This is a genomic window from Streptomyces sp. NPDC018693, from assembly GCF_044391385.1.
GTDB lineage: Bacteria > Actinomycetota > Actinomycetes > Streptomycetales > Streptomycetaceae > Streptomyces.
Genome location: NZ_JBIRZZ010000022.1, coordinates 56,711 through 69,734 on the forward strand (window position 1 = coordinate 56,711; position 13,024 = coordinate 69,734).

The 13,024-nt window shown below is 69.3% G+C and carries 12 protein-coding genes; 7 read left to right on the plus strand and 5 right to left on the minus strand.

Annotation, left to right across the window (positions count from 1 at the left end; genetic code table 11):
* Window positions 1–31: 31 nt before the first annotated feature.
* Entirely contained in the window at window positions 32–1,231 is a 1,200-nt protein-coding gene (gene nadA / locus ACH5AC_RS35170) for a quinolinate synthase NadA (RefSeq protein WP_398866378.1), read from the minus strand.
* A 265-nt stretch (window positions 1,232–1,496) separates the two neighbouring features.
* Between nadA and ACH5AC_RS35175 the strand changes: the two genes are divergently transcribed.
* Window positions 1,497–1,853 (plus strand): iron-sulfur cluster assembly accessory protein, encoded by a 357-nt coding sequence (locus ACH5AC_RS35175; RefSeq protein WP_006135694.1) that lies wholly within the window; start codon window positions 1,497–1,499, stop codon window positions 1,851–1,853.
* A gap of 76 nt (window positions 1,854–1,929) precedes the next feature.
* Here ACH5AC_RS35175 and ACH5AC_RS35180 read toward each other — a convergent pair whose 3' ends face one another.
* Window positions 1,930–3,969 carry a hypothetical protein gene (locus tag ACH5AC_RS35180; protein ID WP_398866379.1) on the minus strand — a complete coding sequence of 680 codons (2,040 nt, stop codon included), beginning with the start codon at window positions 3,967–3,969 and terminating at the stop codon, window positions 1,930–1,932.
* A 192-nt stretch (window positions 3,970–4,161) separates the two neighbouring features.
* Entirely contained in the window at window positions 4,162–4,368 is a 207-nt protein-coding gene (locus ACH5AC_RS35185; protein WP_398866380.1) for a hypothetical protein, read from the minus strand.
* A gap of 130 nt (window positions 4,369–4,498) precedes the next feature.
* On the opposite strand from ACH5AC_RS35185, the gene ACH5AC_RS35190 reads away from it, so the two are divergent.
* The gene (locus ACH5AC_RS35190; RefSeq protein ID WP_398866381.1) at window positions 4,499–5,473 is read left to right on the plus strand and encodes a carbohydrate kinase family protein; all 975 of its coding nucleotides are present in this window, start codon (window positions 4,499–4,501) and stop codon (window positions 5,471–5,473) included.
* Window positions 5,474–5,564: 91 nt separating this feature from the next.
* On the opposite strand, the gene ACH5AC_RS35195 is transcribed toward ACH5AC_RS35190, so the two are convergent.
* Entirely contained in the window at window positions 5,565–6,947 is a 1,383-nt protein-coding gene (locus ACH5AC_RS35195) for a cysteine desulfurase/sulfurtransferase TusA family protein (protein ID WP_398866382.1), read from the minus strand.
* A 282-nt stretch (window positions 6,948–7,229) separates the two neighbouring features.
* On the opposite strand from ACH5AC_RS35195, the gene coxB reads away from it, so the two are divergent.
* The 4 genes from coxB to ACH5AC_RS35215 all read left to right on the plus strand — a co-directional run bounded on the left by coxB (window position 7,230) and on the right by ACH5AC_RS35215 (window position 11,702).
* Window positions 7,230–8,189, plus strand: coding sequence for a cytochrome c oxidase subunit II (coxB, locus tag ACH5AC_RS35200; protein WP_398866383.1), 960 nt, complete (start codon window positions 7,230–7,232; stop codon window positions 8,187–8,189).
* Entirely contained in the window at window positions 8,186–9,922 is a 1,737-nt protein-coding gene (ctaD, locus tag ACH5AC_RS35205; protein WP_398866384.1) for a cytochrome c oxidase subunit I, read from the plus strand. Before coxB ends, ctaD begins: the two co-directional genes overlap by 4 nt.
* Entirely contained in the window at window positions 9,919–10,317 is a 399-nt protein-coding gene (locus ACH5AC_RS35210) for a cytochrome c oxidase subunit 4 (RefSeq protein WP_398866385.1), read from the plus strand. Before ctaD ends, ACH5AC_RS35210 begins: the two co-directional genes overlap by 4 nt.
* 131 nt (window positions 10,318–10,448) lie before the next feature.
* Window positions 10,449–11,702, plus strand: a complete 1,254-nt coding sequence (locus ACH5AC_RS35215) for an Ig-like domain-containing protein (RefSeq protein WP_398866386.1) — start codon at window positions 10,449–10,451, stop codon at window positions 11,700–11,702.
* A gap of 104 nt (window positions 11,703–11,806) precedes the next feature.
* Here the strand turns inward: ACH5AC_RS35215 and ACH5AC_RS35220 are convergent, their stop codons facing one another.
* On the minus strand, window positions 11,807–12,208 hold the full coding sequence (locus ACH5AC_RS35220; RefSeq protein ID WP_398866387.1) for a hypothetical protein: 402 nt from the start codon (window positions 12,206–12,208) through the stop codon (window positions 11,807–11,809).
* Between the two features lie 155 nt (window positions 12,209–12,363).
* Here ACH5AC_RS35220 and ACH5AC_RS35225 point away from each other — a divergent pair, with 155 nt between their 5' ends.
* Entirely contained in the window at window positions 12,364–12,984 is a 621-nt protein-coding gene (locus tag ACH5AC_RS35225; RefSeq protein ID WP_398866389.1) for a heme-copper oxidase subunit III, read from the plus strand.
* The last annotated feature ends 40 nt before the right edge of the window (window positions 12,985–13,024 follow it).

Sequence of the window (13,024 nt, forward strand, 5' to 3'; positions counted from 1 at the left end):
CGACGCCGGTCCAGGTCCGGTCGGGCCGGGGCTACGGCAGCGCCAGCATGCGCTCCAGGGCCAGCTTGGCGAACGCCTCGGTCTCCTTGTCGACCTCGATGCGGTTGATCAGCCGTCCCTCGGCCAGGGACTCCAGGGCCCAGACCAGGTGCGGCAGGTCGATGCGGTTCATCGTCGAGCAGAAGCAGACCGTGCGGTCGAGGAAGACGACCTGCTTGCCCTCGGGCGCGAAACGGTTCGCCAGCCGGCGGACCAGGTTCAGCTCGGTGCCGATGGCCCACTTGGAGCCGGCCGGGGCGGCCTCCAGGGTCTTGATGATGTACTCGGTCGAGCCGACGTAGTCCGCCGCGGCCACGACCTCGTGCCGGCACTCGGGGTGCACCAGGACGTTCACGCCCGGTATGCGCTCACGCACGTCGTCGACCGACTCCAGGTTGAAGCGGCCGTGCACCGAGCAGTGGCCGCGCCACAGGATCATCTTGGCGGCGCGCAGCTCGTCGGCCGTCAGCCCGCCGTTCGGCTTGTGCGGGTTGTAGACCACGCAGTCGTCGAGCGACATGCCCATGTCGCGCACGGCGGTGTTGCGGCCGAGGTGCTGGTCCGGCAGGAAGAGGACCTTCTCGCCTTGCTGGAAGGCCCACTCCAGGGCGCGCCGGGCGTTGGAGGAGGTGCAGATCGTGCCGCCGTGCTTGCCCGTGAACGCCTTGATGTCGGCCGAGGAGTTCATGTAGGACACCGGCACCACCTGCTCGGCGACGCCGGCCTCGGTCAGCACGTCCCAGCACTCGGCGACCTGCTCGGCGGTGGCCATGTCGGCCATGGAGCACCCGGCGGCCAGGTCGGGCAGGACCACCTTCTGGTCGTCGGAGGTCAGGATGTCGGCGGACTCGGCCATGAAGTGGACACCGCAGAAGACGATGTACTCGGCCTCCGGGCGCGCGGCCGCGTCCCGGGCCAGCTTGAAGGAGTCGCCCGTGACGTCGGCGAACTGGATGACCTCGTCGCGCTGGTAGTGGTGGCCGAGGACGAAGACCTTGTCGCCGAGCTTCTCCTTGGCGGCACGGGCCCGCTCCACCAGATCCGGGTCGGAGGGGGAGGGCAGGTCACCGGGACACTCGACGCCGCGCTCGCTCTTCGGGTCGGCTTCACGGCCGAGGAGCAGCAGGGCGAGCGGAGTCGGCTGTACGTCGAGCTCCTGTATGTCGAGCTCCTGGGTCTGGGCGGTGGTCACGACACGCACCCTTTCTACTTTTCGTCGAACTGACGCTATATATCATAACCTGCTTCACGTCACTTTGACGATGGGCATAGCGTCGGTGTGACGTGAATCCCGCTGGGTCGCTTTCCGGTGCCCGGGGCGTGTGCGAGCATGAAGAGGACCGCCGGAAGTCGAGAAAGAACCTGGGCGAGAAAGAACCCGTCGCGGAATGAATCCGCGGCCCCGCCGGTTGCACTCGTCGGCAAGCAGTCTCCGTACCAACCCGGGAGAGATGTAGATGTCCGTATCGGACGAGACCACCACCGTCACCGACGGCATCATCCTGACCGACGCCGCCGCGTCCAAGGTCAAGGCGCTGCTCGACCAGGAAGGCCGCGACGACCTCGCGCTGCGCGTCGCCGTCCAGCCCGGTGGCTGCTCCGGCCTGCGCTACCAGCTGTTCTTCGACGAGCGCTCCCTCGACGGCGACGTGGAGAAGGACTTCGGCGGAGTCAAGGTCGTCACCGACCGCATGAGCGCCCCGTACCTGGGCGGCGCCACGATCGACTTCGTGGACACCATCGAGAAGCAGGGCTTCACGATCGACAACCCGAACGCGACCGGCTCCTGCGCCTGCGGCGACTCCTTCAGCTGAGCCGCGGTACGCCTGTACGCGGTGAAGGCGGCGGCCCCTGCCCCGGGGCCGCCGCCTTCATGTCTTCTCCCGTCGGCTACCGCGGCTGGTCGGAGGTCTTGTCCGGCAGCCGCGCTCCCGGCTTCTCCAGCGGGATCTCCGCGCCGTCCGAGCCGACGACCGTCCGGCCGCCGAGCGGCTCGTCCAGCTGCACCGTCCGGTGGTACACCTTGGCGATCAGGATGCAGACCTTGTTCGGCCAGGACTTCTCGGTCACGGTGACCGTCACCTTGTCCTCACCCTCGACCGCATTCACCGTGTAGTCGGCGCACACGCCGGCGGTGAACCGTACGGTGAGCTCCCTGCCCTCGGCCGAGTACGCCTCCACGTCCACGTCCCGGGTGCCGTCCGAGGCGGTCGGTTCGTCGCCGGGGCCGGTGGGCCGGGGGCTGGGCTGCTCGGTGGGGACACCGGGCGGGGGAGTGGCGGTCGCCGTGGCCGGGGCGAGATGCCTCGGGTCGACGGCCGGATGCGTCACCGTGTACGTGTCCGACGCCCCCGGTGCCCGCACGGTGAACAGCCACGACGGCACCAGCAGCGGCCGGCCGGCCGAGGTGTGCGGAGCCAGCCCGAAGACGGCGTCCTCGACGGTGAGCGTGTCCTTGTCCGGGGCGACGGTCGAGGGTTCGCAGGGGCCGTCGGCCTGGTCCTCGTGCGGCACGGGGGTCGCGCAGCCTCCGATGCCGATGCCGTGACCGCCTCCCTGGGCGGAGTTCAGCAGCCCCAGGGTCTCCTCGGCGTCGAGCACGGGGTAGGTCTCACCCTTGACCGGCTCCGCCAGCCGCCCGTTTCCGCCGACGACCTCCCCCAGCGCGTTGACGATGATCCCGGTGGACCAGCCGTACGTGGGCAGTCCGCCGACCACCGGGTCCGCGTTCACCACCCGCTCGGCGCCCATGACCTGGCTCGCGTCCACCTTGGCGTCGTCCTGGCCGACCGCCTTCAGCACCGGCGCGGCGGCCTTCCGGGCGGCGTCCTCGCCGACCGGGTCACCGGCGGGGGAGGGGGAGGTCTTGTGCGGGCATACGGTGGCGTCGCGCGGGCAGTTGTCCGAGCCCGCGGCGTACCGGCTGAACGTCCACGCGCCCGGCGACTGCCGGTCCACCCGCAGCACGGGTCCCGAGCCGTCCGCGGTGCCCCCCACCCGCCAGACGTCCTTCTCCAGCACCGGCGCCGCGTCGACCCCGAGCGCCTCGGCCAGCCGGACCACGTCATCCTGGCCGACCTCGCCCCGGACCCACCGCACGGCAGCCGACCCCGGCCCCTCGGGCAAGGCGCCGTCGGCCTCGTAGACCACGCCGTACGGATTCGGCTCCCCGGGCGCGATCCCGTTACTGCTGCCGCTGTTCGTCTCGGACGCGACGGAATACCCGTCCAGCACCAGCACCGGAGGCGTCCCGTCCCCGGACGGCGCCCCCACCCCGCCCCCACCATCAGCGCTGGCGGCCAGATACGCGCCACCCCCTCCCACCACCATCACAGCAGCGGCCACGGCCGCGACGACCAGCCGAGACCGACGCCGCCCACTCCGCACACCGAGGTCCACGTGCTCTTCAGGCCCGTGGGCCGGGTGGGCATGCTCGGCCTCGGGGCCGAGCTGATGCTTCTCGGCGTCAGGGGCGGGGCGAGCGCTCCCGGGGTCAGCGGCGGGCGGCCCGTCCTGCGCGCTGGGGGCCGGGCGGTCGCCCTCGGCCTCTGTGCGGGTGGCCGGGTAGTTGTCCTTGGCCTCGGTGTCGAGGGCCGGGTGGGTGTCCGTGGCCTCGGTGTCGGTGGCCGGGCGGGCGTCCTCGCCGTTGGCGCGGGTGGCCGCGTGGGTGCCCTCGGGCTGGGGCTCGGCGGCCGTTCGGGTGTCGCCCATCTCGGTGAACTGCTGGTCGGTCCTGCCCTCAGGGGTTGAGCCGACCTCGGCAGCCTCGGTGCCCGCTGCTGCGGGTCCGGTCCCGGGCGCGGTCCGCTCCGCCGCTGTCACCCGGTCCCCGGTGGCGCCCTTCCCCTGCGGAGAACCCTTCTCCACGTGTTCCGCCGCCCCGTCGGTGTCCCGCGCGGCGTCGTCGTGGTCGGGTCGCTCGGTGTTCACCGCATCGCTCCTTCGGCTGCACAGCTGTCCCTGCGGTCGACCCCGGTCCCGCACCGCCCCAGAGGCGGCCTGCCGGAGGTCGTATCCCGCATCCCCTTTACGGGGGACAGCGATGGGACGCAGCGGGGGAGCGCACGGTTCCCCGAAGCGGCGCCCAGAGCGCGAAGAGCGCCCGGAGCGCCTGTACCTCGGCTAGTTTCCGTACTCCGGCATGGCCTCCAGCAGCCGCGCCGACCGCGCCGGCACGCTCACGCCATGGATGAGCGACGGCGGGACCGGCAGTGGGATGATCCGCTCCGGAGCCGCCCAGTGCGGAGCCATCCGGGCGCAGTCACCGCGCAGCGACGCGAGATCGCCCTCGAGATCGACAGGCGTGAAGGGAGCCTTGAGGTTCGTCATAGCGGCACCGTATGCACGGACCGGCCTGCGAAGAAAGATCTACTATCGGGTAGTTTCATCCGCTTCTGCGGCCCCCGTCCACCGGGTAGCGTGAACTGTCAATCCCCCTCCACACAGGAGATTCCACGCCGTGCGCATCGCAGTCACCGGCTCCATCGCCACCGACCACCTCATGACGTTCCCCGGCCGCTTCGCCGACCAGCTCGTCGCGGACCAGCTGCACACGGTCTCGCTCTCCTTCCTGGTCGACAACCTGGACGTACGCCGCGGCGGCGTCGGCGCGAACATCGCCTTCGGCATGGGGCAGCTCGGCACGAAGCCCATCCTGGTGGGCGCCGCCGGCTTCGACTTCGACGAGTACCGCGCCTGGCTGGACCGCCACGGCGTCGACACCGCCTCGGTCCGCATCTCCGAGACCCTGCACACCGCCCGCTTCGTGTGCACCACCGACGCCGACCACAACCAGATCGGCTCCTTCTACACCGGCGCGATGAGCGAGGCCCGCCAGATCGAGCTGAAGACCGTCGCCGACCGCGTGGACGGCCTCGACCTGGTCCTCATCGGCGCCGACGACCCGGAGGCGATGCTCCGCCACACCGAGGAGTGCCGCTCCCGCTCGATCCCCTTCGCCGCCGACTTCTCCCAGCAGATCGCCCGGATGAACGGTGAGGAGATCCGCATCCTCCTCGACGGCGCGACCTACCTCTTCTCCAACGAGTACGAGAAGGGCCTCATCGAGACCAAGACCGGCCTCGCCGACGAGCAGATCCTCGCGAAGGTCGGTCACCGGGTGACCACCCTCGGCGCGCGCGGCGTCCGCGTCGAGCGCGCCGGCGAGGACCCGATCGAGGTCGCCTGCCCGGAGGAGGAGCGCAAGGCCGATCCCACGGGTGTCGGCGACGCCTTCCGCGCGGGGTTCCTGTCGGGACTGGCCTGGGGCGTCTCGCTGGAGCGGGCGGCGCAGATCGGGTGCATGCTGGCGACCCTCGTCATCGAGACGGTGGGCACGCAGGAGTATCAGCTGCGGCGGGCGCACTTCATGGACCGGTTCATGAAGGCGTACGGGGACGAGGCGGCGGCGGAGGTCCGGGAGCATCTGGGCTGAGTGCCGGGTGCGGGTGCGTGGGGGCTGGTCGCGCTCACGCGGCGGTGGCCAGCCGCATGTCGACACAGCCCCGCGCCTCTGAAAGGGTCGGTCATGTCGCCCGGCGGACCAAGTACGCCGTTCCCCTTTCCGCCGGTTCCTCCCCCACGTATTCCTGGCCCCGCATCTCGCACCACGCCGGGATGTCCAGCCGGGCGGCCTCGTCGTCGGCCAGCACCCGTACCAGCCCGCCCACCGGCACCTGCCCGAACACCTTCGCCAGCTCGATGACCGGAATCGGGCACCGCTTGCCCAGGGAGTCCACGACGAGCGCGTCCTCACGGACCTCGGCCACCGGAGCCGACGCCGGAGCCCCGAGCTTCTCCCGCACCCCGGCCACCACCCCCGGCAGCACCTCCAGGAACCGCTCCACGTCCGCCTCCGCCGTCCCCGCCGGCAGCGACACCCGCACGTTCCCCTCGCTCAGCACCCCCATCGCCCTCAGCACATGGCTGGGTGTCAGCGTGCTGCTCGTGCAGGACGATCCGGACGAGACGGAGAAACCCTCACGATCCAGCTCGTGCAGCAGGGTCTCCCCGTCGACATAGAGACAGGAGAAGGTGACGACCCCGGGCAGCCGCCGCCCCGGATCCCCGACCACCTCAACATCCGGTACGAGGGCCGGCACCCGCACCCGGATCCGCTCGGTCAGCTCCCGCAGCCGTACCGCCTCGGCCGCCGCCTCCGCCCGTACGGCCCGCAGTGACGCCACCGCCGCCACGATCGCCGGAAGGTTCTCGAAACCGGGCGCCCGCCCCGACTCCCGCTCGTCCACCGGCCCTTGCGGCGCGAACCGCACCCCCTTGCGCACCACCAGCAGCCCGACCCCCGACGGCCCGCCCCATTTGTGCGCACTGCCCGCCAGCGCCGACCACGGCCCCTCGACCGGCCCCCACCCCAGCGACTGCGCCGCGTCCACGAACAACGGCACCCCGGCCTCCCGGCACACCTCCGCCACGGCCGCCACCGGCTGCTCGGTCCCCACCTCGTGGTTGGCCGACTGCAGACAGGCCAGCGCGGTGTCCGACCGCAGCGCCTCCGCGTACGACGAGGCGCTCACCGCACCCCCGCGATCCACGGCCACCCGCGTCACCGACCCACCGTCCGCTTCGTGCACTTCGGCCGAATGCAGCACCGAGGAGTGTTCGACCGACGACACGATCAGGTGACGCCCCACCCGCCGCCGCCCGCCCAACACGCCCGCGATCCCACTGTGCACGGCCCGCGTCCCGGAAGAGGTGAAGACCAGCTCGTCGGCCCGGCAGCCCACGGCTTCGGCGGCGGCCTCCCGAGCAGCGTCCAACAGCACCCGCGCCTTACGCCCCTCCCGGTAGAGCCGGGCAGGATCCGCCCACCCCTCATCCAGCGCGGCCAACAGCGCCTGACGGGCGACAGGGTGGAGGGGAACGGCGGAGGCAGCGTCGAAATAGGCCATACAGCAACGTTAAGACCCCAGCGGGGTGCCCAACCCAGGGGCGTGGGACTTGTGTCCCCGCGCGGCTCCGCCGAGGGGCGCGACCAGCCCCGAACGGCCCGCACCCGCCAAACCAGCGAACCACCCAACCCACTAGGCACCCCTCCCGCGCGACCCCAAATCGCGTCCAGTAGGGTTTGGTCCGCATAAACATCAAACCCCTGCCCGACGCAGGGCGGCGACCGACCAGCGAGAAGGCAGGCCGCAGCCAACGCGCGGGCGAGACTCTCGGGAAGGCGCTACGTGAGTCCCAACGGCTCCGACCGCTCGCCGCGGCGCCCGATGCGGCGGAAGCTGCTGCAGGCACTGACCGCGGGCCTGGTCCTGGCGACCGCAACCGGTTGCACATACAAGGACTTCCCCCGCCTTGGTATGCCCACCCCCACCACGGAAGAGGCTCCGCGGATCCTCTCCCTGTGGCAGGGTTCCTGGGCCGCCGCGCTCGCTACCGGCGTGCTGGTGTGGGGCCTGATCCTGTGGAGTGCTTTCTTCCACCGGCGCAGCCGCACCAAGGTCGAGGTACCTCCGCAGACCCGGTACAACATGCCGATCGAGGCGCTGTACACGGTGGTCCCGATCATCATCGTCTCGGTCCTGTTCTACTTCACGGCCCGCGACGAGTCGAAGCTCCTCGACATGTCGAAGAAGCCCGACATCACGGTCAACGTGGTCGGCTTCCAGTGGAGCTGGTGCTTCAACTACATCGAGAACGTCGACGGTTCCACCGGTGACGCGAAGACCGACGAGAACCTGGCCGCGATCCCGGACCGGTTCAAGGCGGAATTCCCGGACAACGCGGGCGGCGTGTACACCTGCGGTGTCCCCGGTGAGCGGAACCCGCAGACCAACAACCCCGGTCCGACCCTCTGGCTCCCCGAGGGCAAGACCGTCCGCTTCGTCCTCACCTCGCGTGACGTCATCCACTCCTTCTGGGTGGTGCCGTTCCTGATGAAGCAGGACGTCATCCCGGGCCACACCAACGCCTTCCAGGTGACCCCGAACAAGCAGGGCACCTTCCTGGGCAAGTGCGCCGAACTCTGCGGCGTCGACCACTCCCGGATGCTGTTCAACGTGAAGGTCGTCTCCCCCGAGCGCTACGAGCAGCACCTCAAGGACCTCGCCAAGAAGGGGCAGACCGGTTACGTTCCCGCGGGCATCGAGCAGACCGCCCATGAGAAGAACCGGGAGACGAACCAACTGTGAGCATCCTCAACGAACCTCAGGGTGCCGCGGCAGCTGAAGACTCGTACGAGAACGAGCTGCCGGTCCGGCGCAAGCAGCCCGGTCTGCAGGCGGTCAAGTGGCTCACCACCACCGACCACAAGACCATCGGAACGCTGTACCTGGTCACGTCGTTCGCGTTCTTCGTCATCGGTGGCGTCATGGCGCTCGTCATGCGCGCCGAGCTGGCCCGCCCGGGTCTGCAGATGATGTCGAACGAGCAGTTCAACCAGGCGTTCACGATGCACGGCACGATCATGCTGCTGATGTTCGCGACGCCGCTGTTCGCCGGCTTCGCGAACTGGATCATGCCGCTGCAGATCGGCGCCCCGGACGTCGCCTTCCCGCGGCTGAACATGTTCGCCTACTGGCTGTACCTGTTCGGCTCGCTCATCGCGGTCGGTGGCTTCCTCACCCCGGACGGCGCGGCCGACTTCGGCTGGTTCGCCTACTCCCCGCTGTCGGACGCGGTCCGCTCGCCGGGCATCGGCGCCGACATGTGGATCATGGGTCTGGCCTTCTCCGGCTTCGGCACCATCCTCGGCTCGGTCAACTTCATCACCACGATCATCTGCATGCGTGCCCCCGGCATGACCATGTTCCGCATGCCGATCTTCACGTGGAACGTGCTGCTGACCGGTGTCCTGGTCCTGCTGGCCTTCCCGGTCCTCGCGGCCGCCCTGTTCGCCCTGGAGGCGGACCGCAAGTTCGGCTCGCAGATCTTCGACCCGGCCAACGGCGGCGCCCTGCTGTGGCAGCACCTCTTCTGGTTCTTCGGCCACCCAGAGGTGTACATCATCGCCCTGCCGTTCTTCGGCATCATCAGTGAGGTCATCCCGGTCTTCTCCCGCAAGCCGATGTTCGGCTACTTCGGTCTGATCGCGGCGACCATCGCGATCGCGGGCCTGTCGGTGACGGTCTGGGCGCACCACATGTACGTCACCGGCGGCGTGCTGCTGCCGTTCTTCTCCTTCATGACGTTCCTGATCGCCGTCCCGACCGGTGTGAAGTTCTTCAACTGGATCGGCACGATGTGGAAGGGCTCGCTGTCCTTCGAGACGCCGATGCTGTGGGCGACCGGCTTCCTGATCACCTTCACCTTCGGTGGTCTCACCGGCGTCATCCTGGCCTCGCCGCCGATGGACTTCCATGTCTCCGACTCGTACTTCGTCGTGGCGCACTTCCACTACGTCGTCTTCGGCACCGTCGTCTTCGCGATGTTCTCCGGCTTCCACTTCTGGTGGCCGAAGTTCACCGGCAAGCTGCTCGACGAGCGCCTCGGCAAGATCACCTTCTGGACGCTGTTCATCGGCTTCCACGGCACCTTCCTGGTCCAGCACTGGCTGGGCGCCGAGGGCATGCCGCGCCGGTACGCCGACTACCTGGCGGCCGACGGCTTCACCGCCCTGAACACGATCTCGACGATCAGCTCGTTCGTCCTCGGCGCGTCGATCCTGCCGTTCTTCTACAACGTCTGGAAGACGGCCAAGTACGGCGAGAAGGTCGAGGTCGACGACCCGTGGGGTTACGGCCGCTCCCTGGAGTGGGCGACCTCCTGCCCGCCGCCGCGGCACAACTTCCTCACCCTGCCGCGGATCCGCAGCGAATCCCCGGCGTTCGACCTGCACCACCCCGAGATCGCCGCCCTCGAACAGCTGGAGTACGCCGGCCACGGCGCCGCCGCGGTCGCGGGCAGCAAGGAGGCCGGCAAGTGAAGATCCAGGGCAAGATGTTCATCTGGCTGAGCGTCTTCGTCCTCGCCATGGCGATCGTCTATGGCGTGTGGTCGAAGGAGCCGGCCGGTACCACGGCCCTCTTCCTGGCCTTCGGCCTGTGCATCATGGTCGGCTTCTACCTGGGCTTCACCGCCCGGCGGGTCGACACCGGTGCCCAGGACAACAAGGAGGCGGACGTCGCGGACGACGCCGGCGAGCTGGGCTTCTTCAGCCCGCACAGCTGGCAGCCGCTGTCCCTGGCCGTCGGTGGCGCCCTCGCCTTCCTCGGCGTGGCCGTCGGCTGGTGGCTGCTGTACTTCGCCACGCCGATCATCCTGATCGGCGTCTGGGGCTGGGTCTTCGAGTACTACCGCGGTGAGAACCGCACCCAGTAGCACACGCCCGAGCGCACAGGAGCCCGGACACTCCGTCAGGAGCGTCCGGGCTCCCTCTTTTGCAGTAAACCGGATCCTCCATCCGTGTCACCCCGCGCGCCGCGGTTGACGAGCCTTCCTAGCGTGAGGTCATGAGCCCCTCACCCAGTCCCCGCACCGTCGTCGGCTGCACCCTGCTGGTGATCGCCCTGGGGGCGGGCGCCAGCGCATGCGGCTCGGACGGCAACCCGCTCGCGGCCCGCCCGTACGACGCGACAGACCAGATCGCCTTCAAGGGCCCCCAGAAGGACGGCCAGAAGGCCGACCCCGACCGGCCCCTGGAAATCACCGCCGAGGACGACGACGGCCGCATCACGGACGTCACCGCCGTCGACGCAACCGGGCGGTACGTGGCGGGCGAACTCTCCGCCGACGGCCGCCGCTGGCACAGCACCGAGCCGCTGGCCGCAGACGCCCGCTACACGGTCCGAGTGAGCACCGAGGACAAGGACGGCGCACCCGGCCGCCGGGTCCTCACGTTCGACACGGGCCGGCCCAAGGACAAGAAGCGCCTCAAGGTCACCCTCGGCCCCAAGGCGGGCACCTACGGCGTCGGACAGCCCCTCACCGCCGAACTGGACCTGCCGGTCAAGGACCCGGCCCAGCGAGTCATAGTCGAACGCGGCCTGAAGGTCGACTCCACGCCCTCGGTGCCGGGTGCCTGGCACTGGGTGGACGACAAGAAGCTCCACTACCGGCCCAAGGAGTACTGGCCCGCACACGCCAAGGTCACCGTCCGCAGCAACCTGGACGGCATAAAGATCGGCGACCGCCTCTGGGGCGGCGCCGCAGAACCCCTGGAACTCACCATCGGCGACCGCGTCATCGCCGTCACCGACGCGTCCGCGCACTCCCTGAAGTTCTACAAGAACGACGAGGTGATCAAGGAGTTCCCGGTCACCACCGGCAAGCCCGGCTTCGAGACCCGCAACGGCGTCAAGGTCGTACTCGGCAAGGAGTACTTCGTCCGGATGCGTGGCACCACCATCGGCATCGCCGAGGGCTCCGCCGAGTCCTACGACCTCCCGGTCTACTACGCCACCCGCGTCACCTGGAGCGGCGAGTACGTCCACGCCGCCCCCTGGTCCGTCGGCTCCCAGGGCTACGCCAACGTCAGCCACGGCTGCACCGGCATGAGCACCGCCAACGCCGAGTGGTTCTTCGACAACGTCCGAGAGGGCGACGTCGTCCAGGTCGTCAACAGCTACGGCAACACGATGGAGCCCTTCGGCAACGGCTTCGGCGACTGGAACGTCACCTGGGAGAAGTGGCAACAGGGCAGCGCCCTGACAGCCACCCGGCAGACCCCGAAGGAAACGTTCGCACTGAAGCCGACGGCCGTATGACCCACCCAGGGGCGCGGGGCCGCATCGATCTGCGGCCCCGCCGCGTGGGCGCGACCAGCCGCAACCGGCCCGCAGCCGCCGTACAACCCGCGCCCGCACCCTCCCTAGGCGCTCAGCAGCCTCTTCTGCCGCAGCAGCTCCGCGAGGGCCGCCGCGAACTCCACCGGCTCCACAGGATGCGTCACAGCCGCCTCAGCCCGGCTCCAGGTCGCCAACCACGCGTCCTGAGGCCGACCGATGAGCAGCAGCACCGGCGGACACTCGAACACCTCGTCCTTGATCTGACGGCACAGCCCCATGCCCCCCATGGGCACGGCCTCCCCGTCCAGCACACAGACATCGATACCGCCCTTGTCCAGCTCACGCACCACCGCGGCCGGCGTGGCACACTCCACGAACTCGACAAGGGGCACATCGGGAGCCGGCCGCCGGCCGGAGGCCAACCGCACCTGCTCGCGCGTGTTGGAGTCGTCGCTGTAGACCAGCACCGTGGCGGTCGGCTTCATCGTTCCTCCGGGACGTCAGCGTCGTAGAGAGTCGTAGAGTCAAGCCCGTTGAGCCGGATGCTACTCCCCTGAAGACCACGTCAACACCGGTACGGCGGGCAGCAACACTCCGAACGGCACCCCCCGGAGTGAGGGCGGGATAAGCGACCGACATAATGTCGGTCGTGGCGACAGCAACGACAGTAGAAACCGGGCACGCGCACCCGTCGGTCAACCGGCCGAACCTCACCAGCGTCGGAACCATCATCTGGTTGAGTTCCGAGCTGATGTTCTTCGCGGCCCTCTTCGCGATGTACTTCACCCTTCGATCGGTGACGGGTCCCGAGTTCTGGAGTGAGAAGGCAGATGCCTTGAACTTCCCGTTCTCGGCGACGAACACCACGATCCTGGTGCTCTCCTCCCTCACGTGCCAGCTCGGCGTCTTCGCCGCCGAGCGCGGTGATGTGAAGAAGCTCCGGATGTGGTTCATCGTCACCTTCGTCATGGGTGCGATCTTCATCGGCGGTCAGGTCTTCGAGTACACCGAGCTGGTGAAGCACGAGGGCCTGTCGCTCTCGTCGGACCCGTACGGCTCGGTCTTCTACCTGACCACCGGCTTCCACGGCCTGCACGTGACGGGCGGACTCATCGCCTTCCTGCTGGTCCTCGGCCGGACCTACGCGGCCAGGAGGTTCACCCACGAGCAGGCGACCGCCGCGATCGTCGTGTCCTACTACTGGCACTTCGTCGATGTCGTCTGGATCGGCCTCTTCGCCACGATCTACATGATCAAGTAGCCGGGCCCGAACCCGCACCCACTTCCAGAAGCATCGACGC